The organism is Streptomyces sp. NBC_01450 (assembly GCF_036227505.1).
Lineage (GTDB): Bacteria > Actinomycetota > Actinomycetes > Streptomycetales > Streptomycetaceae > Streptomyces.
This window is the reverse complement of the sequence record NZ_CP109480.1, coordinates 4,470,461-4,495,081: the sequence shown is the minus strand read 5'-3', so window position 1 is coordinate 4,495,081 and position 24,621 is coordinate 4,470,461. Positions and strand designations below refer to the sequence as shown.

21 protein-coding genes are annotated in these 24,621 nt (G+C 70.2%); 7 read left to right on the top strand and 14 right to left on the bottom strand.

Going from position 1 to position 24,621, the window contains the following annotated elements; genetic code table 11:
* Positions 1–67: 67 nt before the first annotated feature.
* From OG568_RS19980 to OG568_RS19945, 8 genes are all read right to left on the bottom strand, one after another.
* The gene (locus tag OG568_RS19980) at positions 68–670 is read right to left on the bottom strand and encodes an SMI1/KNR4 family protein (protein WP_266585402.1); all 603 of its coding nucleotides are present in this window, start codon (positions 668–670) and stop codon (positions 68–70) included.
* 113 nt (positions 671–783) lie between these two features.
* Entirely contained in the window at positions 784–2,247 is a 1,464-nt protein-coding gene (locus OG568_RS19975; protein WP_329532563.1) for a catalase, read from the bottom strand.
* Positions 2,248–2,382: 135 nt separating this feature from the next.
* Positions 2,383–4,548, bottom strand: coding sequence for a SpoIIE family protein phosphatase (locus OG568_RS19970; protein WP_329532562.1), 2,166 nt, complete (start codon positions 4,546–4,548; stop codon positions 2,383–2,385).
* Positions 4,549–4,925: 377 nt separating this feature from the next.
* The gene (fomD, locus tag OG568_RS19965) at positions 4,926–5,618 is read right to left on the bottom strand and encodes a cytidylyl-2-hydroxypropylphosphonate hydrolase (protein WP_329532561.1); all 693 of its coding nucleotides are present in this window, start codon (positions 5,616–5,618) and stop codon (positions 4,926–4,928) included.
* Between the two features lie 126 nt (positions 5,619–5,744).
* Positions 5,745–7,145, bottom strand: coding sequence for a class II fumarate hydratase (locus OG568_RS19960; RefSeq protein WP_266585410.1), 1,401 nt, complete (start codon positions 7,143–7,145; stop codon positions 5,745–5,747).
* Between the two features lie 102 nt (positions 7,146–7,247).
* Positions 7,248–7,994, bottom strand: coding sequence for a helix-turn-helix domain-containing protein (locus tag OG568_RS19955; RefSeq protein ID WP_329532560.1), 747 nt, complete (start codon positions 7,992–7,994; stop codon positions 7,248–7,250).
* Between the two features lie 385 nt (positions 7,995–8,379).
* Positions 8,380–8,901 carry an SH3 domain-containing protein gene (locus OG568_RS19950; protein WP_329532559.1) on the bottom strand — a complete coding sequence of 174 codons (522 nt, stop codon included), beginning with the start codon at positions 8,899–8,901 and terminating at the stop codon, positions 8,380–8,382.
* A 177-nt stretch (positions 8,902–9,078) separates the two neighbouring features.
* Positions 9,079–10,749, bottom strand: a complete 1,671-nt coding sequence (locus OG568_RS19945; RefSeq protein ID WP_266585416.1) for a fumarate hydratase — start codon at positions 10,747–10,749, stop codon at positions 9,079–9,081.
* A 180-nt stretch (positions 10,750–10,929) separates the two neighbouring features.
* Between OG568_RS19945 and OG568_RS19940 the strand changes: the two genes are divergently transcribed.
* Positions 10,930–11,622, top strand: a complete 693-nt coding sequence (locus OG568_RS19940; protein WP_329532558.1) for a DUF1707 SHOCT-like domain-containing protein — start codon at positions 10,930–10,932, stop codon at positions 11,620–11,622.
* A gap of 199 nt (positions 11,623–11,821) precedes the next feature.
* Complete coding sequence (locus tag OG568_RS19935) at positions 11,822–12,193, top strand: WhiB family transcriptional regulator (RefSeq protein WP_075028724.1); 372 nt, start codon at positions 11,822–11,824, stop codon at positions 12,191–12,193.
* 177 nt (positions 12,194–12,370) lie between these two features.
* On the opposite strand, the gene glpX is transcribed toward OG568_RS19935, so the two are convergent.
* Positions 12,371–13,402, bottom strand: a complete 1,032-nt coding sequence (glpX, locus tag OG568_RS19930; RefSeq protein WP_266436379.1) for a class II fructose-bisphosphatase — start codon at positions 13,400–13,402, stop codon at positions 12,371–12,373.
* Between the two features lie 126 nt (positions 13,403–13,528).
* Between glpX and OG568_RS19925 the strand changes: the two genes are divergently transcribed.
* Positions 13,529–14,047 carry a DUF4245 domain-containing protein gene (locus OG568_RS19925; protein WP_329532557.1) on the top strand — a complete coding sequence of 173 codons (519 nt, stop codon included), beginning with the start codon at positions 13,529–13,531 and terminating at the stop codon, positions 14,045–14,047.
* A 121-nt stretch (positions 14,048–14,168) separates the two neighbouring features.
* On the opposite strand, the gene OG568_RS19920 is transcribed toward OG568_RS19925, so the two are convergent.
* From OG568_RS19920 to xseA, 3 genes are all read right to left on the bottom strand, one after another.
* Positions 14,169–14,759, bottom strand: a complete 591-nt coding sequence (locus OG568_RS19920) for a malonic semialdehyde reductase (protein ID WP_329532556.1) — start codon at positions 14,757–14,759, stop codon at positions 14,169–14,171.
* Positions 14,760–15,125: 366 nt separating this feature from the next.
* Positions 15,126–15,371 (bottom strand): exodeoxyribonuclease VII small subunit, encoded by a 246-nt coding sequence (locus OG568_RS19915; RefSeq protein WP_329532555.1) that lies wholly within the window; start codon positions 15,369–15,371, stop codon positions 15,126–15,128.
* Between the two features lie 9 nt (positions 15,372–15,380).
* Positions 15,381–16,589: an exodeoxyribonuclease VII large subunit gene (xseA, locus tag OG568_RS19910; RefSeq protein ID WP_266585428.1), complete on the bottom strand. Its 1,209-nt coding sequence runs from the start codon at positions 16,587–16,589 to the stop codon at positions 15,381–15,383.
* Positions 16,590–16,788: 199 nt separating this feature from the next.
* Here xseA and OG568_RS19905 point away from each other — a divergent pair, with 199 nt between their 5' ends.
* Both OG568_RS19905 and ppgK read left to right on the top strand, forming a co-directional pair.
* Complete coding sequence (locus OG568_RS19905) at positions 16,789–17,814, top strand: 4-hydroxy-3-methylbut-2-enyl diphosphate reductase (protein WP_266436369.1); 1,026 nt, start codon at positions 16,789–16,791, stop codon at positions 17,812–17,814.
* 29 nt (positions 17,815–17,843) lie between these two features.
* Positions 17,844–18,590 (top strand): polyphosphate--glucose phosphotransferase, encoded by a 747-nt coding sequence (gene ppgK / locus OG568_RS19900; RefSeq protein ID WP_329532554.1) that lies wholly within the window; start codon positions 17,844–17,846, stop codon positions 18,588–18,590.
* A 93-nt stretch (positions 18,591–18,683) separates the two neighbouring features.
* Here the strand turns inward: ppgK and OG568_RS19895 are convergent, their stop codons facing one another.
* Positions 18,684–19,274 (bottom strand): DUF6542 domain-containing protein, encoded by a 591-nt coding sequence (locus tag OG568_RS19895; RefSeq protein WP_329532553.1) that lies wholly within the window; start codon positions 19,272–19,274, stop codon positions 18,684–18,686.
* A gap of 176 nt (positions 19,275–19,450) precedes the next feature.
* Here OG568_RS19895 and ychF point away from each other — a divergent pair, with 176 nt between their 5' ends.
* The gene (gene ychF / locus OG568_RS19890; RefSeq protein WP_266436363.1) at positions 19,451–20,539 is read left to right on the top strand and encodes a redox-regulated ATPase YchF; all 1,089 of its coding nucleotides are present in this window, start codon (positions 19,451–19,453) and stop codon (positions 20,537–20,539) included.
* 98 nt (positions 20,540–20,637) lie between these two features.
* Here the strand turns inward: ychF and OG568_RS19885 are convergent, their stop codons facing one another.
* Positions 20,638–21,975, bottom strand: coding sequence for an IS110 family transposase (locus tag OG568_RS19885; protein ID WP_329532552.1), 1,338 nt, complete (start codon positions 21,973–21,975; stop codon positions 20,638–20,640).
* 395 nt (positions 21,976–22,370) lie between these two features.
* On the opposite strand from OG568_RS19885, the gene OG568_RS19880 reads away from it, so the two are divergent.
* Positions 22,371–24,590, top strand: coding sequence for a DEAD/DEAH box helicase (locus OG568_RS19880; RefSeq protein WP_329532551.1), 2,220 nt, complete (start codon positions 22,371–22,373; stop codon positions 24,588–24,590).
* The last annotated feature ends 31 nt before the right edge of the window (positions 24,591–24,621 follow it).

Genomic DNA, 24,621 nt, shown 5'->3' with positions numbered 1-24,621 from the left:
CCCTTCTAGGGCGACGGACGTGGGGGGCCGCCGGCACGGCCGGTCCCCCACGGTGGGCCGTCCCGCGTCACGTCCAGACGATGTTGCTCGTACCGTCCGACTCGCGGACCGTCTCGGGACGGATCTCCCTGCCGATCGCCGTGACGACGGGCCGTCCGGTCTCCAGGGATTCGAGTGTCTCCTGGAACATCTCGGACAGGCTCTTCCAGCGCACGACCCCCCACAGTTCCAGATCCTGGTCGATCTCCAGGACGGCGCCGTACGTCGACCCCTCGCGATGGTCCACGACCAGCTGCGTGCCGACGTGCGTACTGCTGATGGGCACCCATTTCACATGAGCCGTCCGGCCCACGACGAAGTCCGCGTCGTCGTCCTCCTGGCTCCACGCCACGTCCTGCTCCATGTCCCGCTGGCCGAGCATCATGCGCTCGGCGTCGACCGGATAGTGGCCGCCCGGAATGAAGCCGCCGGGGCCGCTGTGCCGGAAGTGGGTCGACACGCCGTTGTGATGCTTCAGCCACGTCCGTATCTCCGGGACGAGCGAGAACCTGTTCTCGGCGATCGCATCGATCTCCGAGGCCGTCGCGGGCGGGTTCAACGTGCTGAAATCATCCGGCGCGTTGACTTCCAGCCACCGGTCGAGACGGTTCAGTACGTCTTGAAGCTGCACGGTTCGTCCTCACGTCTGGATGCTGCCTCCCCTACAACACCACAAGCGCGTGGCGCCCGAGGTGGAGTCGGATCGATTCCACCTCGGGCGCCACGCGCTGAATGCCCCGGCGCTCAGCCTCCGTTGACGTCGTGGGCGATCCGGTCGCCCAGTTCCTTGTCGATGTTGCGCCAGTACTGCAGCGCGCGGTCCAGGACCGGGCGGGAGACGTCCGCCTTCAGATGGCCGCTGACGTTCGAGACCAGGCGGTCGCGGGCCGCGTCGTCGAGGACCTGGCGGACCATCGTGCCCGGCTGGCCCCAGTCGTCGTCCTCGCTGTGCAGCTTGTAGGCCTCGCGCACCAGCTCGCCCGTGGCCTCCCAGCTCGCCGGGTCGCCGAAGCGCGAGAAGTCGGCCGCCGGGCCGCCGTAGGAGTTGGGCGCGTACGGGCGGGCCGCCTGCGACGGCTCGTAGCGCATCGGGCCGTCCTTGGCGTACGAGTTCATCGGGGCGTGCGGCCGGTTCGGCGGCAGCTGGGCGTAGTTCGGGCCGATCCGGTACCGGTGTGTGTCCGGGTAGGAGAACAGCCGGCCGAGCAGCATCTTGTCCGGTGACGGGCCGATGCCCGGGACCAGGTTGGACGGTTCGAAGGCGGCCTGCTCGATGTGGATGAAGTAGTCCTCGGGGTTCCTGTCGAGGGTCATCCGGCCTACGTCGATCAGCGGATAGTCCCCGTGCGGCCAGACCTTGGTCAGGTCGAAGGGGTTGAAGCGGTAGTCCGCGGCGTCCTCGAACGGCATGATCTGGACCTTCAGGCTCCAGGTCGGCGCGTTCCCGGAGTCGATCGCCTTGTAGAGGTCCATGCGGTGCAGATCCGGGTCTGTACCGGCCAGCTCGTCGGCCTCCGCCTGGGTGAGGAAGTCGATGCCCTGGTCGGTCTTGAAGTGGTACTTCACCCAGAACCGCTCACCGGCGCCGTTGATCCACATGTAGGTGTGGGAGCCGTAGCCGTTCATGTTGCGGTAGGTCTTCGGGATGCCCCGGTCGCCCATCAGATAGGTCACCTGGTGCGCCGACTCGGGCGAGAGCGTCCAGAAGTCCCACTGCATGTCGTTGTCGCGCAGCCCGTTGTCGGGGCGGCGCTTCTGCGCGCGGATGAAGTCCTGGAACTTGATCGTGTCACGGACGAAGAAGATCGGTGTGTTGTTGCCCACCAGGTCGTAGTTGCCCTGCTCGGTGTAGAACTTGAGCGCGAAGCCGCGCGGGTCGCGCCAGGTGTCGGGCGAACCCTGTTCGCCGGCCACGGTGGAGAAACGGGCCAGCATCTCGGTGCGTTTGCCCGGCTGGAAAAGGTCGGCCTTGGTGAACTGGCTGACGTCATTCGTTACTTCGAAGAATCCGTACGCGCCACTGCCCTTGGCGTGCACCACACGCTCGGGGACCCGCTCCCGGTTGAACTGGGCCATCTTCTCGATCAGGTAGTGGTCCTGGAGCAGGATCGGGCCGTCGCGGCCGACGGTCAGCGAGTGTTCGTCGCTCTCCACCGGAACGCCGACGTTGTTCGTGGTGTACGGAGCCTTCTGAGGTGTCTGCGTCACGAGCGTCCTCCCGTCACGAAAAAGGGTGGTTTGGTCGCTTCGCTCACCTCAGCAGTCAACTCCGCCGACGGGATGTCGGCAACCGGGCTGCCGTGGGGCGAGGTGGATCGCGTACCCCCTCGGCCCCCGGCCCATTCAGCCCCGGTTCAACTCGAACCAGACCACCTTTCCGGTGCTCAGCCGCGTGGCGCCCCACCGTCTGGCCAGTTTGTTGACCAGGTAGAGGCCACGCCCGCCCTCGTCCGTGGCGCGCGCCTGCCGCAGCCTGGGCAGCTGAGGCACGTCGTCGCCGACCTCGCAGCGCAGCACGTCCGTACGCAGCAGCCGCAGCGTCACCGGGCGTGACGCATAGCGCACGGCGTTGGTGACGACCTCGCTGACCAGCAGCTCCACGGAGTCGCTCATGTCCTCCATACCCCAGCGGGACAGCGCCCGGCGGGCCAGGCGCCGGGCCCGCCCCGGAGCCGCGTCCTCCGGCTCGAGGAACCAGTACGCCACATCGCTCGGCGCGATCCCGTCGAAGCGGGCGGCGAGCAGCGCGATGTCGTCGTCCCGGTCGCCCGGACCGAGCATGTCGAGCACCTCGTCGCAGAGCGCTTCCAGCGGCGGCGGATGGTCCGGGCCGGTGAGCTGTGCGGTGGCGGCGAGCTTCTCGCGCAGCTGCTCTATGCCCGTCCACACGTCCCTGAGCCGCGACTCGACCAGCCCGTCCGTGTACAGCAGGAGCGTCGCCCCGGCGGGCGCGTCCAGCTCGACCGCCTCGAAATCCACTCCCCCTACGCCGATGGGGGCGCCCGGCGGCACCCGCAGCACCTCGGCCCGGCCGCCCAGGTGCAGCAGCACCGGCGGCGGATGGCCCGCGTTGGCGATGGTGATCCGGTGCGCGACCGGGTCGTAGACGGCGTACAGACAGGTCGCCATGCGGTCGGTGCCCAGCCGCTGGGCCTGCTCGTCCAGGTGGTGCAGCACCTCCTGCGGGGGCAGGTCGAGCCCGGCGAGGGTCTGCGCGGTGGTGCGCAGCTGGCCCATGATCGCGGCCGAGGTCATCGAGTGGCCCATGACGTCACCGACGACGAGGGCGACACGGCTGCCGGGCAGCGGGATCGCGTCGTACCAGTCGCCGCCGACCCGCGCGGTCTCCGCGGCCGGCAGATAGCGCGAGGCCAGCCGTACGCCGGTGGGGCGCGGCAGCGTCTCGGGCAGCATGGTGCGCTGCAGCTCGTCGGCGATATAGGCCTCGCGGCCGTACAGCACCGCCTTGTCGATACCGAGCGCGCTGTGCGTGGCGAGCTGGGCCGCGACCAGCAGATCGTCGGTCTCGAACGCCATCCGCTCGGGGCGGCGCACGAAGAGCGCCGCGCCGATCACCCGGCGCCGCCCGCGCAGCGGGGCGAGGATCGCGCGCTGGCCGGTGGGCACGATCAGCTCGTCGCCGATCAGCTCGGGCAGCGCGGCCCGGGCGGCGGGCGCGTCCGCGAAGACCGGGCGCACGCCGCGCAGCACCTCGGCGAGGGCGCCGCCGGGGCGCACCTCGCACAGCTCGGCCGTCATCGCCGACAGCTCGTTCGGCTCCGGCCGCAGCGCGGGCATGAAGCCGTTCTCGGTGTCCCGCTCCTCGGGGATCCGGTCGGTGCGCCGCAGGCGCAGCACGAGAGGCCCGGTGGGCCGCTCGTCGCCGACCGGCAGCGGGTCGCGCAGATAGACGAGGATCGCGTCCGAGAAGGTCGGCACGGTGGCCCGGCACAGACCCATGACGATCTCGTCCAGGTCGATGCCGCGGGCGATCCGCCGGGTCGCCGCGCCCACGAAGCGCAGCCGGTCCCCGTCACGCCGCATCGGCATGGGGCCGGCGTGCGGCAGCCCCTGCCCGGTGCGCCGGTCCGTGCCCGCGGAGTTCCCGGACGGCCGGTCCGCCTCCGCGCCCGGCTGGGCCGGGATGCCTTCGGGAGCCGGGCGCGGGCGGTGCGCGTCGGGCTCGCTGGCCGAGGGCTGGGAGTGCTCGGGCCCGGGGGCGGCGGGTGGCGGCGTGGATGCGCCGGTGCCGGAGGGCGACGGCGTGTCGGTGCTCGCCGAGGCCTGGGTGCCGGACGATCCGTGCTGGCCGCGGGGCGTGCTCGGAGCGGAACCGGTGGAGGCGTCGCCGGTGCGGGCGGGTTGCGCGGGTAATGCGCCGGGCGCGCGCAGCGGCTCCGGGGTATGCAGGAGCGCCCCGCGGGGGTCCGCAGGGGTGGAGGGCCGGCCGGCGCCGCTCTGGCGGCGCTCGTGCGAGGTGGGGTGCTCCGTCACGCGTGTCGAATCCATCCGTCCGGGGCTGCGCGCCGTGCGTGCAGTTCGTCCCGCAGCCCCGATACCCGGAATGTGTGTCCCGGGAACGGAATCTGCGCGTCGTCAGGACGGGGCCTGCCCGTCGCCGACGTGAACACCGTCGTCGGGCCGAACGCCCTGTGCGGCCCGGCGGGCCGTCCGCCGACCGTACCGCTGTGGCCCTCGTACCCCTCGCTCACTTCCTGCCGCCCCTCGGTGACGTATGGTCAAGCTCAGCGCATACTGCGGGAGTTGCTGCTGTGCTCCCACCCGCCTCCCGGCCACCGCCCTCAATGACGATGCTGTGCACCGGCCTTGATTATTTGATGCGGAGGACGATCCTACGGTTGTACCACGGGGGCGCAGCAAGGGTCTCACGAGGACACGTGCGCGGGCGTACGGTCCCAGTCATCCGGCAGGGAAGGAACCGGCCAGGCCGGATCCGGACGCCAGTGCTGCCAGCCGTCCGAGAACGGAGCACCCCAGGCACGGATCACCTCCACCGCGCAGTGCCCTGCCTCTCTTACCTGTGCGGCCAGTTGAGTATCCATCAATCCGGCCCGTTGCGCCTGTGCGAACTCGTCTTCGTCGAGCCAGCGCCAACTGCGGTCCGGGTGCACGGAGATGTCCAGGAAGTGGTCCTCGGAGTCGACCCCGCCCTCCCAACGGGCGCGCGGAGCCTCCAGGTTCACGTACCAGTTCTTGAACCGCCAGCCCGGCTCCCAGAACAGCCACACCGACCAGGGCTCGCCGGGCCGCGCCAGCTTCAGCACTCCGGTGCCGAACCAGCGGTCCCGCTGCACCGTTCGCGCCTTTGTGTAGCGGGACTCCAGCGGTTCTCCGTGCACCGGTGTGCCGTCGGCGAGCACGGGCTTCACACACTCCGTGCCGGGCGCCATCCACACCGCGAGCAGTTCCTCGTCGTCGCGTACGACGGTCACGGGGCGGCAGATGTGGAGGCGCTCACCGGCGTTCTCCCGGTATCGCCACAGGATGTGACTCCCGGGGGCCCAGTACACCGTCGACCCGCCCGCCGCCACTCGCCTCACCGCTCCACCCTCTGCCATGACCAGATATTAGGTGCCCCAGGCATACGACGCTGCGGTGCGCGTCACGGTTCGCGCCAAGGAGCGAATGACGTAACGGAGGCGTCATCCAATGGCTTCCAAGGTCATACGGGGAGTGGACGCCGTTTACGGATGCGTCATCCTCAGGACATCGAGCGCCTCGTCCAGCTGCTCCAGGGTGAGGTCACCACGCTCCACGTACCCGGATTCCAGGACGACCTGGCGGATCGTGCGGCGTTCCGCCAGTGCCTTCTTGGCCACCTTGGCGGCCTCCTCGTAGCCGATGTACTTGTTGAGCGGTGTCACGACCGACGGCGAGGACTCGGCGTACTCGCGGGCTCGTTCGCGGTGGGCGACGATCCCGTCGACGGTGCGGTCGGCGAGCAGGCGCGAGACGTTGGTGAGCAGCCGGACGGACTCCAGGACGTTCTTCGCGATGACCGGAAGCATGACGTTCAGCTCGAAGTTGCCGGCGGCCCCGGCGACGGCGACCGTCGCGTCGTTGCCCATCACCTGGGCCGCGACCATCAGCACCGCCTCGGGGATGACCGGATTCACCTTGCCGGGCATGATCGAGGAACCGGGCTGGAGATCGGGCAGGCTGATCTCGGCCAGCCCGGTGCGCGGCCCGGACGCCATCCACCGCAGATCGTTGGCGATCTTCGTCAGCCCGACCGCGATGGTCCGAAGCTGCCCGCTCGTCTCGACGATCCCGTCCCGTGCGCCCTGCGCCTCGAAGTGGTCACGGGCCTCGGTGAGCGGCAGCCCGGTGGCCCGTGCCACCTCCGCGATGACGGCGGCCGAGAACCCGGGCGGTGTGTTGATCCCGGTGCCCACGGCGGTACCGCCCAGCGGCAGTTCGGCGAGCCGGGGCAGCGCGGCCCGGAGGCGCTCGACGCCGTACCGCACCTGCGCCGCATACCCCCCGAACTCCTGTCCGAGCGTCACGGGCGTGGCGTCCATGAGATGCGTACGCCCCGACTTCACGACATCCGCGAACTCCTCCGCCTTCCGCTCCAGGGCGGCGGCGAGGTGTTCCAGGGCCGGAACGAGATCCCTGGTCACGGCGGCGGTCGCGGCGATGTGGATCGAGGACGGGAACACGTCGTTCGACGACTGCGAGGCGTTCACATGGTCATTGGGGTGTACGTCCCTGCCGAGCCGCTCGGTCGCGAGCGTGGCGATGACCTCGTTCGTGTTCATGTTGGAGGACGTACCGGAACCCGTCTGGAAGACGTCCACCGGGAAGTGCGCGTCCCAGCGCCCCTCGGCGACCTCGGCGGCCGCCTCCTGAACGGCCTCGGCCACGTCCTTGTCGACCACCCCCAGCTTCGCGTTGACCTTGGCGGCCGCGCCCTTGATCAGAGCCAGCGCCTCGATGTGCGCGCGCTCCAGACGCTGCCCCGAGATGGGGAAGTTCTCCACGGCCCGCTGGGTCTGGGCCCGCCACTTCGCGTCCGCGGGCACCCTGACCTCACCCATGGAGTCGTGCTCGATCCGGTACGGGGCTGCCTGTTCGTCGGCCATCGACGATCACCTCCATTGGGGACAGCATCGCGGACGTGCCCCGTGTTCCCGGCCAGGCGGCACCCGTTTCCCCGGCCAGGCGGCACCCGTTTCCCCGGGCGGTCAGCTCCGTGCGCCACCGAGCGGGCCGGTGCACGCCGACGTTCCGCCGACCTTGGCGCAGGCCTCCGCCCCGTACGGGCTCGACGCGGCCAGCATCGGGCTGCTGTAGCCGTCCGAGGGATCACCCGGGTAGGCGGCCGACAGCTCGTCCTGGTCCGATCTGATCGAGATCTCCCGCGCCCCGCCGGTCTTGGTGCGGACCTCGGACCAGACCGTCGCGCACGAGGGGGAGAAACGCAGCAGCACGACCTGCCCGGCGCGCGCGACGGTGCTCTCCGTACGCGCGTCACGGCCGCAGGTCTCCGAGGTCGGGAACTGCCCCTGGCAGCCGTGGCCGCGACAGACGGCGCCCGCGGGGGCCACGGGCTGGTCGGGGTCGAGGACGTCGGCGGCGCCCGCGGTGACCACCACCGTGGCCGCCATCGCCGCGAGGGCGACGACGGCCCGGTTGGGCCCCCGGACGCGCCGGCCCCGAACCGGCGCGTCCGGAACCGTGGCCTGTGGGCCCGGGGCGCCCAGCGCCAGGGTCGCTGCCCTGGACTGGGCCCGGGACGCGGCGTCCCACAGGGAGAGAAGGGGACCCGGGTCGGTGTCCGCCAGGCGGCCGAGCGACTCGACCGCCGAGCGCGGCGGAAACTGATCACCGTTCAGGTAGCGGTGCCAGGTCGACTTGCTGTACGGGGTGACGGAGGCCAGCGCGGCCAGACTCAGTCCCGTCCGCTGCTTGAGGCTCCGCAGCCGCTCCATCAGCAGCTGCTCCTCGTCGAAGTTCTCCGTGTCGATGCGTTCTGTGTTGATATGTTCAGTGCAGATATGTTCTGTGTTAGTACGATCTGTATTGATGCTTCGTGTCTCGTCCAGCGAGTCGGGCAGCGGCTGTCTCTTGACCCTCACGTGGCTCTTCCTCTCGCTCCCTCCCCCTGCCGGGGTGACCGCCCTGATGTGTTCCCTCGTGCGGCGCCCGGTCACACCCCGATCGCCCGAATGCGAACCGAATATGAAGGGGAGTTGACCTGCTGTTTCGTCAGGGGAGTGGGGTCGTCGGCTGATCGATTTTTCCTACCGGCCGGCGGGGCGGACCTCGCCCCGCCGGCCGGCACCGGACCTCAGGGGGCGAGCGGCGGGGTGGTCGTCAGCACCAGCGGACGGCGTGGCTGTTGCGGACGTAGTGGGCGGAGACATAGCCCCGGCCGTGGGCGAGCTTGTACCAGCGCGGGTTGCCCATGACGTAGGAACCGCGCTTCTTGCAGACCAGGGTCACCGCGCGGCCGGCCGGCCGTGAGCCGACGATCCGGTAGCCGGTGCCCGGTCCGGACCGCACGCGCAGACGCATGTGGTGGGTCGTCACCCGGCCCTGGACGTGCCGGGTGTAGTGGTGCCGGGTGAAGTGGCGCCACGCGTGGGTGATCACGTGGTGATGGGGGTGGTGCCTCGCGGCCAGCGGCATGGTGTGCGAGGCGCGCTGGGAGCCGGGGAGGCCGGGGATCGAGAACTGCGGGGACGTCGGGTACCAGCTCGACGACGCGGCCGACGAGAGCACGGTGCCGGGAACGTGCGCGGCGGCCGGGGCGGCGGAGGCGACGGCTGTCACCGGGAAGACGGCGGCAGCCGCGATCGCGGCCACCAGGCCGTTGCGCAAAGTGCGACCAATCATGGGATTTCCCTCCGAGATGACCTGCGGACCACAGGCTGTGATCCGGTCATCACCGAGGGTTTCCGGCAAAGCTCGCAAAAATGCTGTCCCACCCGTTCCTGGGACGAAGTGGGACAGCATAGGGGCGTGGCGGGACGCGTCCGGGCAGGGAACAACTGCCTCCGGCGTCCCGGGACGCTATGCCAGCCCAGGCCCCCGCACCGGGATCGACGTGAACGTCGGGGCGGGCGCCGGGTCCTTGAAGAAGTCGTTGCCCTTGTCGTCGACGACGATGAACGCCGGGAAGTCCTCGACCTCGATCCTCCAGACGGCCTCCATGCCGAGCTCCTCGTACTCGACGACCTCGACCTTCTTGATGCAGTCCTGGGCGAGCCGCGCGGCGGGCCCGCCGATGGAGCCGAGGTAGAAGCCGCCGTGCGCGTCACAGGCGTTGGTCACCTGCGCGGACCGGTTGCCCTTCGCGAGCATCACCTTGGAGCCGCCCGCGGCCTGGAACTGCTCCACGTAGGAGTCCATGCGGCCGGCGGTGGTGGGACCGAACGAACCCGACGCGTACCCCTCGGGGGTCTTGGCCGGACCGGCGTAGTACACCGGGTGGTCCTTCAGGTACTGCGGCATCTCCTCGCCCGCGTCCAGCCGCTCCTTGATCTTGGCGTGCGCGATGTCGCGCGCCACGACGAGCGGACCGGACAGCGAGAGCCGGGTCTTGACCGGGTACTTCGTCAGCTCGGCGAGGATGTCGTCCATCGGCTGGTTCAGGTCGATCCTGACGACGTCGTCCCCGGCGGACTCCAGGTGCTCGTCCGTGGTCTCCGGCAGGAAGCGCGCGGGGTCGGTCTCCAGCTGCTCCAGGAACACGCCCTCGGCGGTGATCTTCGCGACGGCCTGACGGTCGGCGGAGCAGGACACCGCGATCGCGACGGGACAGGACGCGCCGTGCCGCGGCAGGCGCACCACGCGCACGTCGTGGCAGAAGTACTTGCCGCCGAACTGCGCGCCGATGCCGATCTTCTGCGTCAGCTCGAAGACCTTCTGCTCCAGGTCCTTGTCCCGGAAGCCGTGTCCGAGCTCCGAGCCCTCGGCCGGGATCTCGTCCAGGTAGTGCGCGGAGGCGTACTTGGCGGTCTTCAGGGCGTACTCGGCGCTCGTGCCGCCGACGACGATCGCCAGGTGGTACGGCGGGCAGGCGGCCGTGCCCAGCGAACGGATCTTCTCCTCCAGGAACTTCATCATGGAGGCCTCGTTCAGAACGGCCTTCGTCTCCTGGTACAGGAAGCTCTTGTTCGCGGAACCGCCGCCCTTGGCCATGAACAGGAACTTGTAGGCGCCGCCGTCGGTCGCGTACAGCTCGACCTGTGCCGGAAGGTTGGACCCGGTGTTCTTCTCCTCCCACATGGTGAGCGGAGCCATCTGCGAGTAGCGCAGGTTCAGCTTGGTGTAGGCGTCGTAGATGCCGTGCGAGAGGGCCTCTTCGTCGCCGCCCTCGGTGAGCACGTTCTGTCCGCGCTTGCCCATGACGATCGCGGTGCCGGTGTCCTGGCACATGGGCAGTACGCCGGCGGCCGCGATGTTCGCGTTCTTCAGCAGGTCCAGAGCGACGAACTTGTCGTTGCCGGACGCCTCGGGGTCGTCGATGATGCGCCGAAGCTGCGCCAGGTGCGCGGGCCGCAGATAGTGCTGGATGTCGTGGATGGCCTCCGCGGCGAGCTTGCGCAGCGCCTCCGGCTCGACCTTGAGGAACGTGCGCCCGTCGGCCTCGAACGTGGAAACACCCTCGGAGGTCACCAGCCGGTACGGGGTGGTGTCCTCTCCCTGGGGGAGCAGATCGGTGTACGCGAACTCAGGCATCTACGGCCCATTCCTCACTCGACAGAAAGCGGCGTGCCTCCATTGGCGGCGTGAACCAGCCTAAAACCTGGCGCCGACGGTGAGTCTGTGAGGTAAGGCTCAGTTGGTGTGAAGGGCTGGTTTTCCACAGGTCGCGAGAAGGGGTAGTCGCGATCTATCGCGTTTGGGTACCCTGCTGTCGTGGACCTTCAGAAGCGCACCGAAACCCGGGCCTCCGACGCCGAACTCCGGGCCTCCGACGCCGACCGTGACCGGATCGCCGACATTCTGCGCGATGCCCTCGCCGAGGGGCGCCTCACCGCCGACGAGCACGCCGAGCGGGTCGAGGGGGTGCTGGCCGCGAAGACGGTGGGCGAGCTGGACCAGTTCGTGCGCGACCTGCCCGCCGCGCGCGCGAGCCGCGCGGCCGACGCGTACGCGTCGGTGCCCAACCGTCCCCAGCCGGGCGCTGTCCCGGCGGAGGCCGACGAGAACGTGGTGGCGGTGTTCAGCGCCGCCATGCGCAAGGGCCGCTGGCGCGCCGGACGCCGCATCCACGCGTACGCCGTCTTCGGCACCGTCGACATCGACCTCAGCGAGGCGATCTTCGAGTACCAGCAGGTCGTGATCAAGGCGATATCGGTGTTCGGCAACGTCGAGATCAAGGTCCCGGAGAACGTCTCGCTGCGTGGCAGCGGCGGCGGAGTCCTCGGCAACTTCGAGACGCACACGATGGACGCGGGTGACCCCGACGCCCCCGTGGTCTACGTCGAAGGCCTCGCGGTCCTGGGGAACATCGAGGCGCGCCCCAAGCGCGGCAAGCTGGTCGCCGACATCCTCGACCGCACGATGGACCGGGTGGACAGGACTTTGCGCAAACACCTGGACCGTTGACGCCTGTGAACGCGACGGCGCGCGGGGCGTATTGGTCCAGCCGCCCGCGCCCCGTTTTGAACGACCGGCTCCGCTCTCGGGAACTCAGTGCATAGGCGCGCGCACAGCGGGTAGGGCTTGCTGCATCGCCTCTTGGAGGGCGCTGTGGGACTTCCCGCGGTGCCCGGCACGCCCGCGAAGCCGTCGTCAGGAGTAGACCGTGCTGCAACCGCCGCATCAGTCCCTGCAGGTAGCTGCCGTTCCGGCCCAGCGGGCGCCAGTGCGGGACAGGGATCAGGAAGCTCCATGGCACACGGAGGCGGTGTGCCGCCGGGACGAGGCCGGCCTGTTCTTCGCACCCTCCAAGGAGCCCACGGCAGCCCGGTTGTCCCGCGAGGAGGCGGCGAAGCGCGTCTGCGCCCGCTGTCCGGTGATGGTCGAGTGCCGCGAACACGCGCTGCTGCAACCCGAGCCGTACGGAGTGTGGGGAGGCCTGACCGCCGCCGAGCGCCGCGTGGTGCTCGCCCGCCGCCGTCGCCGTGACCTCGAACTCAAGAAGGCCGCCCGCGGCACGATAGCCGCGGCGGGCTGACCCACGCGCACACCGAAGGGGCCATCCCCCCGCACAGGGGCGGCCCCTTCGCCGTACACGCTTCTTCACGCGCCCCGTAGGGCATGCGCCCCCAAAGGGGCGCGGGGAACTGCGCGACCAGCCACAACGGACCCGCAGTGCCCCACAACCGGCATTTCCCGGCTGCCCCTGCGGGAGTTACTTGGCTCGGTCGAAGTCGATCGCGCTGTACGCCCGCAGCTTGCTCAGCCGGTGCTCGGACCGAATCTGCCGCACCGTGCCCGACTTGGACCGCATCACGATCGACTCGGTGGTCGCGGTCTCCGCCCGGTACCGCACCCCGCGCAGCAGCTCCCCGTCCGTGATCCCGGTGGCGACGAAGAAGACGTTCTCGCCGGAGACCAGGTCGTCGGTGAGCAGCACACGGTCGAGATCGTGCCCGGCGTCCACGGCGCGCTGCCGCTCGTCGTCGTCCTTGGGCCACAGCTTGCCCTGGATGGTGCCGCCCAGGCACTTCACGGCGCAGGCGGAGATGATGCCCTCGGGCGTCCCGCCGACGCCGAGGAGCAGGTCGATGCCGGTTCCGTCGCGCAGCGCGAGGATCGAGCCCGCGACATCGCCGTCGGAGATCAGCTTGATCCGGGCGCCCGTCTCGCGGATCTCCTTGATGATCCCCTCGTGGCGCGGCCGGTCGAGGATGACGACGGTGACGTCCTCGGGCGAGGACTTCTTGGCCTTGGCGACCCGACGGATGTTGACCGAGACGGGCGCGTTGATGTCGACGAAGTCGGCGGCCTCCGGCCCGGTCACCAGCTTGTCCATGTAGAAGACCGCGGACGGGTCGAACATGGTGCCGCGGTCGGCGGCGGCCAGCACCGCGATCGCGTTGCTCATGCCCTTGGCGGTCAGCGTGGTCCCGTCGATCGGGTCGACGGCGATGTCGCACTCGGGACCGGTTCCGTCACCGATGCGCTCCCCGTTGAAGAGCATCGGGGCCTCGTCCTTCTCACCTTCACCGATGACGACGACGCCGTTCATCGAGACGGTGGAGACGAGGTTGCGCATGGCGCGGACGGCGGCGCCGTCGGCGCCGTTCTTGTCGCCGCGGCCGACCCAGCGGCCCGCGGCCATCGCGGCGGCCTCGGTGACCCTGACGAGTTCCAGGGCGAGATTTCGGTCGGGGGCCTCGGAAGGCACCTCGAGTTCGGACGGCAGATGATGCTCGGTCATCGGAGCGCACCTTTCTGATACGACGACGGCCGGATGAGGGTGTGCCCCGACTCTATCGTCAGGCTGACAAAATGAGCAGGGGGCCCCACGGATGAGCAGGCCGGGGCACCTGCGACGATAGGGGGCGTGGCAGGTACGAAAGGCAAGCAGAGCGTCCGGGACATGCTTCTCTCCCTGGGCCTGATCGGGCTCATGGCGGGCGTGATCTACATCTTCATCCCGCACGACGACTCCGCGCCTCCTCTCAAGCGCGTCGACTACCGCGTCGAGCTGCTCACGGCACGCCGCGCGGCGTCGTATCCGGTGGCGGCACCCGTGGGCCTGCCGGCGGCGTGGAAGGCGACCTCGGTGCGGTACGACGGCACCCAGTTCGATGCCTGGCATCTGGGCTTCCAGGACCCCGAAGGTCAGTACGTGGCGGTCGAGCAGTCCACTCAGCCCGCCGCCGTCTTCATCGACTCGGCCAGCCAGGGCGCCAAGGAGACGAAGGCCACCCAGCGGATCGGTGCCGCGACGTGGCAGCGGTACGAGGGGGACAAGTACGACGCCCTCGTGCTCAAGGCCAAGGGGGCGACCACGGTGGTGACCGGGACGGGGTCGTTCGGGCAGCTGGCGAAGATGGCGGAGGCGCTGAAGACGTCGTAGCGCGCATGGACGTCGTAGTGCGTATGAGCGTGAGTCGTAGTGCGTAGGAGCATGAGAAGGGCCCCCGGCGCCATTGCCGGGGGCCCTTCTCGTGTCTACGCGCCGGGGCGTACGCGGGGGCTCAGACGGTCGTGATGACCTGGTCGAAGTCCAGGCGCGGGGAGCGCGGGAACCAGGCGTCCTCGCCCGGCTTGCCGATGTTGATGACCATCAGCGGGGTGTGGTCGTCGTCCAGGAACTCCTTCTGGACGCCCGCGAAGTCGAGGCCGGTCATCGGGCCGGCGGCGAGGCCGGCGGCGCGGATGCCGATGATGAAGTAGGCGGCCTGGAGGGCGGCGTTCAGCGAGGCGGCACCCTCACGGGCCGGACGCTCGGCGAAGAAGAGGTCCTTGGCCTGCGGGAAGTGCGGGAACAGGGTGGGGAGCTCCTCGTGGAACTCGTTGTCCGCGGAGAGGATCGCGACCAGCGGGGCGGTGGCGGTCTTGGGCTGGTTGCCCTCGGACATGTGCTTCACGAGGCGCTCGCGGGCCTCGGCGGAGCGGACCAGGGTGATGCGCAGCGGCGACTGGTTGAAGGCGGTCGGTCCGTACTTGACCAGGTCGTAGATCGCCTGCACCTGCTCGTCGGTCACCGGCTCGTCGGTGAACGTGTTGGCGGTGCGGGCCTCGCGGAACAGCAGGTCCTGGGCGGCGGGGTCAAGAACGAGAGACATCAGAAACCTTCTCGGGATGTGCGGTGGATCCGGGGGGATCGGTTGGCGATGCCGACACTACGGGGAGGAGGTTTAAGGTTCAACCAAAACTGGGGCAGGGTGATCCGCTTCACAGGGGATGAGGCTGGTGGGATCGCGATGCCTGTGGGCAATGGGAGCCGGCAGAGCGCGCGATCAGGCGGCGGCGAGGCCGTTGCGACGAGGACGTTCCAGGGTGCCGGGGCTCCAGGAGAGCGACGAGGCCGCCGTCACCGAGCGGGACGGCGGCCGGGTGTCGCTCGGGATACCACCGGGGCGGGGCGTGAGCCGGGTGTGGGCGCGGTCGGCCGGAGCCGAGGCGTCACCGGTCCCGGAAGGGGGCGACCGTCACTCGGAGTCGCGGCCCTCGTCTCCGTCGCCGCTGTCCGGCTCCTCCTCGGCCAGCGCCGCGTCCAGGCGGGCCCGTGCGCCCTCCAGCCAGCGGCGGCAGACCTTCGCCAGCTCCTCGCCCCGTTCCCAGAGCGCCAGGGACTCCTCGAGCGTCGTGCCGCCCGCCTCCAGTCGGCGTACGACCTCGATCAGCTCGTCCCGCGCCTGCTCGTACCCGAGCGCCTCGTCCACCTTGCTGGTCATGCGCCCACCCTATGCATCGACTCGTACCGTGAATTCACCCTCGGCGACCCGCGCCCGCAGCGCCTCGCCCTCCGCCACCTCGCCCGCGTCCCGGACCACATGACCGTCGGCCTTCTGCAGCACCGCGTACCCCCGCTGGAGGGTCGCGGCGGGGGAGAGGGCCACCACACGCGCGTGGGTGTGCGTCAGCTCCGAGTCGGCGCGGTCGAGCAGATGCCCGAGCGTGCGCCGCCCGCGGTCCAGCAGCGCGGCGACCTGATCGGCGCGCTCGTCGACCATCCGGTGCGGATCCTCGATCGAGGGCCGGGCCAGCGCGTGCGCGAGCCCACGCTCCTCCCGCTCGATGAAGGACCGCACGCTGCGCCGCGCCCGGTCCCGCAGCAACCGCACCCGCTCGTACTCCTCCCCGACGTCCGGCACGACCTTCTTGGCCGCGTCCGTCGGCGTGGACGCGCGCAGGTCGGCCACGAAGTCCAGCAACGGATGGTCGGGCTCGTGCCCGATGGCCGACACGACCGGCGTACGACAGGCCGCGACCGCCCGTACGAGCTGCTCGTCCGAGAACGGCAGCAGGTCCTCCACGCTGCCGCCGCCGCGCGCCACGACGATCACGTCCACGGCGTCGAGCGCGTCCAGCTCCTTCACGGCCTGCACGACCTGCGGCACCGCGTGCACCCCCTGCACGGGGACGTTGCGCACCTCGAAGCGGACGGCCGGCCAGCGGTGCCGCGCGTTCTCCAGCACGTCCCGCTCGGCCGCGGACGCGCGCCCGCACACCAGCCCGATGAGCTGCGGCAGGAACGGCAGTGCCTTCTTGCGCTCGGGCGCGAACAGCCCCTCGCTCGCCAGGGACTTCTTCAACTGCTCAAGGCGCGCGAGAAGTTCTCCCACCCCCACCGGCTTGATCTCCGTGGCCCGCAGCGACAGCTGCCCGCGCGGCGCGTACCACTCCGGCTTCGCCAGCACGACGACGCGGGCGCCCTCGCTCACCACGTCCGCCACCGCCTCGAACACCTGCCGGAAGCAGGTGACGCTCACCGAGATGTCGTACGACGGGTCGCGCAGCGTCAGAAAGACGACGCCCGCGCCGGGGCGCCGCGACAACTGGGTGATCTGCCCCTCGACCCACACCGCGCCGAGCCGGTCGATCCACCCTCCGATGAGCCGCGACACCTCGCCGACGGGCAGGGGGGCGTCCGCGGACGTGTTGAGAGCCATGCGCCCGAGGGTAACGGCCCCCACTGACACGGGGCGCGTACCCGTTTCCTGGCGCGGAGCGCCGGTCTCGTCGGCGGCTGCGGCGGTGGTCCGCGTGCCGGACATCGTGCCTTTCCGGGGGCGCGTCCGGGCACCCCGCCCAGCCGGCCGTCAGCCGCCCCGAGGAGGCGATCTTCGACCCGCCGGGCGCGGCCTTACGATGGGTGCCATGACTGCTTCGCCTGGCCGCCGTGTCCTGCTCGCCGCCCCCCGTGGCTACTGCGCGGGCGTGGACCGCGCCGTGATCGCCGTCGAGAAGGCCCTCGAGCAGTACGGGGCCCCGATCTATGTCCGCCACGAGATCGTCCACAACAAGTACGTCGTGCAGACCCTGGAGAAGAAGGGCGCGATCTTCGTCGAGCGGACGGCCGAGGTCCCCGAGGGGTCCATCGTCATGTTCTCGGCGCACGGCGTCGCCCCGGTCGTCCACGACGAGGCCGCGGCCGGCAAGCTCGCCACCATCGACGCGACCTGCCCGCTGGTCACCAAGGTCCACAAGGAAGCCGTCCGGTTCGCGAACGAGGACTTCGACATCCTGTTGATCGGGCACGAGGGCCACGAGGAGGTCATCGGCACCTCCGGCGAGGCGCCCGACCACATCACCCTCGTGGACGGCCCCGGGGACGTCGCCAAGGTCGAGGTCCGCGACCCGTCCAAGGTCGTCTGGCTCTCCCAGACCACGCTGTCGGTCGACGAGACGATGGAGACGGTCGACGCGCTGAAGGAGAAGTTCCCGCAGCTCATCTCCCCGCCCAGCGACGACATCTGCTACGCCACGCAGAACCGTCAGCTGGCCGTGAAGCAGATGGGCGAGGAGGCGGACCTGGTCATCGTGGTCGGCTCGCGCAACTCCTCCAACTCCGTACGTCTCGTCGAGGTCGCCAAGCTCGCGGGAGCGCGGGCGGCCCACCTCGTGGACTTCGCCGACGAGATCGAGGAGGGCTGGCTGGAGGGTGTGACGACGGTCGGTGTCACCTCGGGTGCCTCCGTCCCGGAGATCCTGGTCGAGCAGGTCCTGGAGTGGCTCTCCGCCCGTGGCTTCGAGGACGTCGAGATCGTCAAGGCGGCCGAGGAGTCCATCACCTTCTCGCTGCCCAAGGAGCTGCGCCGCGATCTGCGCGCGGAGGCGGCGGCGCTGGTGGAGCAGCGCACCGCGGCCGGTGCTTCGGCCCCCTCCGAGAAGTAACTGTCAGTCGTACGACGTAGCGTAGGGCCATGCAGATCTTCGGCGTGGACATCGGCGGATCCGGGATCAAGGGCGCCCCTGTGGACCTGGACCGCGGCGAACTGGCGGAGGAGCGCTACAAAGTGCTCACTCCGCATCCGGCGACCCCCGACGCGGTGGCCGACGGCGTGAAGGAGGTCGTCGGTCACTTCGGCTGGACGGGACCCGTCGGCATCACCTTCCCCGGCGTGGTCACCGGCGGCGCCACCATTCGTACGGCTGCCAACGTCGACAAGGCGTGGATCGACACCGACGCCCGCGTCCTGCTGGGCGACCGGCTGGGCGGTCTCCCGGTGACGGTGCTGAACGACGCGGACGCGGCGGGCGTCGCCGAGATGGAGTTCGGCGCCGGGCGCGACCGCCAGGGCACGGTCCTCATGCTCACCTTCGGCACGGGCATCGGCAGCGCGCTCTTCATCGACGGCGAGCTGGTTTCGAACACGGAGCTGGGACACCTCGAGCTGAACGGCCACGACGCGGAGAAGCGCGCCTCCACCAAGGCCAAGGAAGACAACGAGCTGACCTGGGAGCAATGGGCGCGCCGGGTCACGAAGTACCTCGCCCACGTCGAAATGCTCTTCTCTCCCGAGCTCTTCATCATCGGCGGCGGCGTCAGCCGCAAGGCCGACAGGTTCCTGCCGCTGATCGAGGGCATCAAGGCGGAGATCGTCCCGGCGCAGTTGCAGAACAACGCGGGGATCGTGGGAGCGGCGATGCGGGCGGCGAAGTCCGCGTAGGCCTTCCGGAGCGCGCAGGGCGGGCCCGGGAGCCCGGCGCCGGTGTGCCCGCGTCCGCCGGCCCGTCGGTGTCCGTCTGGCCGCCGCTGTCCGTCAGGCCGGACGGCGGCGCGGCTGGATCTCCGGACGGGCCGCCTGGGCCGCCCTGCGCTGGGCGGCCCTGCGGCGCATCAGGCGGACCTTCCGTACGGTGGTGATGACGCCGGCGACCAGCGTCCCCCCGTACAGCCATCCCGCCTGGGTCGCCAGCGCGGTGACCAGCCCCATCAGCTCGCCCCCCATCCCGCCGCCCCCGTCGGCGACGGGCAGCAGCCCGAACGCGAAGGCGATGGGCACGATGATGGGCGCGGTGACGAGGTCCCCCCGTCGCACCCACAGCGCGGTCAGCGCGCACACGGGCAGGAACAACATCCCGTAGACCACCAGCGACGCCCCGAACAGCAGCTGGTCGAGACAGGCGAGCGCGAACATCGTGGCCCCGCAGAACAGTCCGCCGCCGAGCCCGGTGAGCCGGGGGTTCGGCATCCGCCGTCGCGGCGGAGCGGGCCTGGGCACGGGCGCGGGCCGTCGCGCGGGGGGTGTACCCCTGCGTACGCCGTCGGCGGCGGCGCGCCCGGTCTGGGCGGGAAGAGGTGCGCCGCGTCGCGGTCTGTACTGAGGGGGACGCGTCCTGTGTTGCTCCACTGGACCAACTTAGGTCGGTTTATGTGTGGAATAGCCCCTCAGACACGCCGATGGGCCGACCTTGGCCATGCGTTCGACAGGTCGCCGGTAAGGGGTCTGGCACCCCGTAGACTGGTGGATCGGCCCGCGCACCTTCGCGGGCCTGTCGCCCACCCTCACGTACGGGAAGTCGCAACGTGTCGCTCACGATCGGAATCGTCGGTCTGCCCAATGTCGGCAAGTCGACCCTGTTCAACGCCCTGACCAAGAACGACGTGCTCGCGGCCAACTACCCGTTCGCGACGATCGAGCCGAACGTCGGCGTGGTCGGCGTCCCCGACGCGCGTCTGACGAAGCTGGCCGAGATCTTCTCCTCCCAGAAGATCCTCCCGGCGACCGTCGACTTCGTCGACATCGCGGGCATCGTGAAGGGCGCATCCGAGGGCGAGGGCCTGGGCAACAAGTTCCTCGCGAACATCCGCGAGTCGGACGCGATCTGCCAGGTCATCCGTGCCTTCAAGGACGAGAACGTCGTGCACGTCGACGGCAAGGTCTCGCCCAAGGACGACATCGAGACGATCAACACCGAGCTGATCCTCGCGGACCTCCAGACCATCGAGAAGGTCCTGCCGCGCCTCCAGAAGGAGTCGCGCATCAAGAAGGACATCGCTCCCAAGGTCGCGGCGGTCGAGGCGGCGAAGGAGATCCTGGAGAAGGGCGACACACTCTTCTCGCAGGGCATCGTCCAGGGCTCCGGCAACGAGGAGCTCCTGCACGACCTCCACCTCCTGACCACCAAGCCGTTCCTCTACGTCTTCAACGTGGACGAGGACGAGCTGGTCGACGAGGACTTCAAGGCCGAGCAGCGCACCCTGGTCGCCCCCGCCGAGGCGATCTTCCTCAACGCCAAGCTGGAGGCGGACCTCGCCGAGCTCGACGAGGAGGACGCCATGGAGCTCCTGGAGTCGGTGGGCGCCGAGGAGCCAGGCCTCGCCACCCTCGCCCGCGTCGGCTTCGACACCCTCGGCCTGCAGACCTATCTGACGGCCGGCCCCAAGGAATCCCGCGCCTGGACCATCAAGAAGGGCGCCACCGCCCCCGAGGCCGCCGGAGTCATCCACACCGACTTCCAGAAGGGCTTCATCAAGGCGGAGGTCATCTCCTTCGAGGACCTCGTCGACACGGGCTCGGTCACCGAGGCCCGCGCCAAGGGCAAGGCCCGCATGGAGGGCAAGGACTACGTCATGCAGGACGGCGACGTGGTGGAGTTCCGCTTCAACGTCTAGTCGCTGACCGGAAAACTCAACGGTCAGGTGGGGATGGCGAGATAGCCCCTCGGTGGTGACGGTCGGGGGCTGGTGTGGGGTGGTGGGGTTGTGGGATGTCAGGTGGCTGCCGGGGTGAGGGTGACGTCGTGGCCGAGGGCCTTGAGCTGGCGGACGAGGTCGCGGCTCTTGCGGCCCGGGTCGAGGTTGCGGGTGTGGAAGTCGGGGCCGAGGTCTCGGTAACGGGCGGTCGGGTCGTTCATGAGGTGCCAGACGGCGACCAGGATGGAGCGGGCGACGGCGACCAGGGCTTTCATATGGCCGCGGCGTTTGACGATCCTGCGGTAGCGGGCGCCGAGGAAGGTGTCGGTCCGTGCGGCGGAGATCGCTGCTTCGCCGAGGGCGCCGCGGAGCCAGGGATTGCCCTTGCCGGTGGGTCCGGAGGTGTTCTTGTTTCCGGACTGGAGGGTGCGTGGGGAGAGTTTCGCCCAGGACACGAGATGGCCGGCGGTGGGGAAGACGGTCATGTCCAGGCCGGTCTCGGCGAGGATGACCTGCGCGGTGCTGGGGCCGACGCCGGGGATCTCGTCGAGGCGCTCGGTGTCGGTGATCGGCATCAGGGTGCCCTGTCCGGGTCCTTCGTCGTCCTCGGTGGTGGACAGCTCGGCCAGACGCAGGGTGATGCGGGCGGTGAGCCTGTCGATCTGCACGGTGAGGTAGTCGATGGTGTCCAGCAGCATCCGGCACATGAAGGCGTGATGTTCTTCGAACCGGCCGGTCAGCGATTCGGCGAGGGTGGCGTGGCTGGCCTTGATGGTGCCGTGGGCCAGGTCCGCCAACGCCTTGGGGCTGCGTTCGCCCGCGATCAGTGCCTCCAGCATCGACCGGCCGGAGACGCCGAAGATGTCGGCGATCACGGTGGACAGCTTGATCTGGGCGTCCTCGAGGAGTTTCTCGGTGCGCTGCTTGTGGCGGGTGCGCTCATGGGTCATGACGGCCCGGGCCCGGGTCAGATCGCGCAGTTCACGGACCGGCTTCGGGGGTACGAACGAGGGCCGGAGCATGCCGCGTTCGGTGAGCTTGGCCAGCCAGACCGCGTCCAGGCGGTCGGTCTTGGGCCGGCCCGGGACGTTCTTGACGTCACGGGCGTTGACCAGCCAGCACTCCAGACCACGCGACTCCAGCAGAAAGAAGTACGGCTTCCAGTAGGTCGACGTCGCCTCCATCACCACCCGGGTGACGCCCTGGCAGATCAGGTGATCGGCCAGGTCCAGAATCGCGCCGCTGGTCGCGACGGTGTTGAAGACCCGCTGCACGCGCTTGCCGGGCTTGTCCTCATGCGGAACCCGCACACAGACCATGCCCGACGCCTTTGCGATATCGATCGCCGCGACACGGGCCACGAGCTCCTCGGCCTGCTCGATCTCCTCGACGCCACCGTCGTCGGTGTCCGCCATGCACAACTCCCTGGTATCGATCCGTACGGGCCGACGCCTGCTCAGGGGGCCGCGGGGGAAGCGAAAATCTGACCGGCGTGCTCGATGGCAACAGTGCGTGGCCCCTCTGCGGCCCCGGCACCAGACTGACCTACGGGCTCAACGTCCCAACGAGCTACCGGCGTCGGCGGGCAGGCGCCGCAGCCATGTTTTCACGCCGGCAAGGCGCACCCGAAGGGAACAGGGGGACTGACCTGCCACCACAACGCTGATCGCGAAGACGCGGATCGGAAGGGGCCCGGCTCTTCGGAGTCGAGCCCCTTCTTTTTCCAGGCGGATCCGGGGCGTGTGACCGCGGTGGCCCGCGCGCCGGGAGCCGGGCCGGGCTGTCGGTGGTGGGCAGTAATGTCGGTCCGGTGGGGAAACGTGAGCGGAGTCTGCTCGCCGAGGGCGTCGCACTGCACGAGGCCGCGCGAGGTGTGCTCGCCGATCACGCCCGCGCGCTCGAAGCGGTGCGCGCGGCGCTCGCACCGATCCACGCCGAACTCGTCGGCAAGGAGCTGGAGTCCATCCCTGTCTCCCGGCTGAAGGACGTCACCGAGGGGCGGCTGCGGCTCGGGGCGCTGGAGACGGCCGGGTTCGCGTCGGTGCGGGCGGTGTACGAGGCGGGGCGGTACGAGCTGCGGCAGCTGCCGGGGGTGGGCGCGCAGACCGCCGACCGGGCCCTCGCCGCGGCCCGGCAGCTCGCGCGCGCGGTGGAGGAGACCGTTTCCGTACGGATGGACGTCGACCGGCCCGAGCCCCGCACGACCGCCCTGGTGATCGCGCTGCGCACCCTCGTCGAGGCCGGTCCCGAGCTGCGCCGGGCCGTGGACGCGGCGACGCGGATCGACGAGCGGCTCGGGGCGCTGCTGCCCGCGGCCCGGCCCGCCGGCGGACGGCTGCGGATGGCGCTCGCGGGGCGGGAGCGGCGACGGAGCGCGCTCGACGCGGTCGCCGAACTGCGCGAGCTGACCGCCGACGCGGGCGCCCGTGACGTACGCCTGCTGCTCGCTCAGGCCTCGACCGACCTGCTGCGGGAGCCCGCCTCCGAGATCGAGGCGTGGGTCGACTTCGAGTTGCGCTCCACGGAGTACTACAGCCAGCTCGCCGAGGTCAGTGAGCACCGTTCGGACGTGGCGGCCGTCGAGGGCTTCCTGCCGTCGGAGGTCGCCGAGCGGGTGCACGCCCAGGTGCTGGACGACACCCGGCGCCGGGTCTCGCTGCGCGGCTACCAGGACTTCGGCGCCCGGTTCGCGCTCGCCCAGCGCCGGGTCGTCCTCGGCGACGAGATGGGGCTCGGCAAGACCGTGCAGGCCATCGCCGTGCTCGCCCATCTCGCGGCGGACGGGCACAGCCACTTCCTGGTCGTCTGCCCGGCGAGCGTACTGATCAACTGGACGCGCGAGATCGGCGCGCGCAGCACGTTGCGGGCCCTGCCGGTGCACGGTGCGGAGCGGCTGGAGGCCTACGAGGAGTGGCGGGAGCGCGGCGGTGTCGCGATCACCACGTACGACATGCTGCACCGGCTGCCCACCCCGGACGGCGAGGGGACGAAGCCGGGGATGGTGGTCGTCGACGAGGCGCACTACGTGAAGAATCCGGACACCCGCCGTTCCAAGGCGGTCGCGGCCTGGACGGGGCACTGCGAGCGTGTCCTGTTCCTCACCGGGACGCCCATGGAGAACCGGGTCGAGGAGTTCCGCACCCTCGTCCGCTACCTCCAGCCCACCCTCCTCCCCGCGATACGGCACGCCACCGCGGCCGCCGGTCCGCACGCCTTCCGCAAGTCCGTCGCCCCCGCCTACCTGCGCCGCAACCAGCGGGACGTCCTCACCGAGCTGCCCGCGCTGGTGGAGGTCGACGAGTGGGAGGAGCTCAGCGCCGCGGACCGGGCGGCGTACCTCAGGGCGGTCGAGGACGGGAACTTCATGGCGATGCGCAGGGCCGCGTACGCCGACGCGGAGAAGTCCGCGAAGCTGGGGCGACTGCGCGAACTGGTCGCCGAGGCGGCGGAGAACGGCCTGAAGGTCGTGGTGTTCTCCTACTTCAGGGATGTGCTGGGCACGGTTCAGCAGGTGTTGGAGGCGGGTCAGGACGGCCCGGGGACGGGGCAACGGGCGCGGGCGAGAGGCGTGTTCGGGCCGGTCTCCGGTGCCGTGCCCGCCGTGCGCCGGCAGCGTCTCGTCGACGACTTCACGGCAGCTCCCGGTCACGCGGTCCTCCTCTGTCAGATCGAGGCCGCCGGTATCGGACTCAACCTTCAGGCCGCGTCCGTGGTCATCCTGTGCGAACCGCAGGTCAAGCCCACGATGGAGCATCAGGCCGTGGCCCGCGCCCACCGCATGGGCCAGGTGCGGCCCGTCCAGGTGCACCGACTCCTCACCACCGACAGCGTCGACCAGCGCCTGCTGCACATCCTCAAGAACAAGACCCGTCTGTTCGACGCCTACGCCCGCCGCAGTGACACCGCCGAACAGAGCCCGGACGCGGTCGACATCTCCGACAGCGCCCTCGCCCGCCGCATCGTGGAGGAGGAGCAACTACGACTGGCGGGCGGCACGGGGTCGGGGCAGGGTGGTGTGCGGGAGCCGTGAGGGGCACGCCTGCGTGGACCGGCGGACGGGC

Excerpts from the sequence above, each read along its gene's own strand:
- OG568_RS19970 (WP_329532562.1), bottom strand. The coding sequence starts at position 4,548 with ATGGATTCGACACGCGTGACGGAGCACCCCACCTCGCACGAGCGCCGC.
- fomD (WP_329532561.1), bottom strand. The coding sequence starts at position 5,618 with ATGGCAGAGGGTGGAGCGGTGAGGCGAGTGGCGGCGGGCGGGTCGACG.
- OG568_RS19960 (WP_266585410.1), bottom strand. The coding sequence starts at position 7,145 with ATGGCCGACGAACAGGCAGCCCCGTACCGGATCGAGCACGACTCCATG.
- OG568_RS19955 (WP_329532560.1), bottom strand. The coding sequence starts at position 7,994 with ATGGAGCGGCTGCGGAGCCTCAAGCAGCGGACGGGACTGAGTCTGGCC.
- OG568_RS19950 (WP_329532559.1), bottom strand. The coding sequence starts at position 8,901 with ATGATTGGTCGCACTTTGCGCAACGGCCTGGTGGCCGCGATCGCGGCT.
- OG568_RS19945 (WP_266585416.1), bottom strand. The coding sequence starts at position 10,749 with ATGCCTGAGTTCGCGTACACCGATCTGCTCCCCCAGGGAGAGGACACC.
- glpX (WP_266436379.1), bottom strand. The coding sequence starts at position 13,402 with ATGACCGAGCATCATCTGCCGTCCGAACTCGAGGTGCCTTCCGAGGCC.
- OG568_RS19920 (WP_329532556.1), bottom strand. The coding sequence starts at position 14,759 with ATGTCTCTCGTTCTTGACCCCGCCGCCCAGGACCTGCTGTTCCGCGAG.
- OG568_RS19915 (WP_329532555.1), bottom strand. The coding sequence starts at position 15,371 with ATGACCAGCAAGGTGGACGAGGCGCTCGGGTACGAGCAGGCGCGGGAC.
- xseA (WP_266585428.1), bottom strand. The coding sequence starts at position 16,589 with ATGGCTCTCAACACGTCCGCGGACGCCCCCCTGCCCGTCGGCGAGGTG.
- OG568_RS19905 (WP_266436369.1), top strand. The coding sequence starts at position 16,789 with ATGGGTGCCATGACTGCTTCGCCTGGCCGCCGTGTCCTGCTCGCCGCC.
- ppgK (WP_329532554.1), top strand. The coding sequence starts at position 17,844 with ATGCAGATCTTCGGCGTGGACATCGGCGGATCCGGGATCAAGGGCGCC.
- OG568_RS19885 (WP_329532552.1), bottom strand. The coding sequence starts at position 21,975 with ATGGCGGACACCGACGACGGTGGCGTCGAGGAGATCGAGCAGGCCGAG.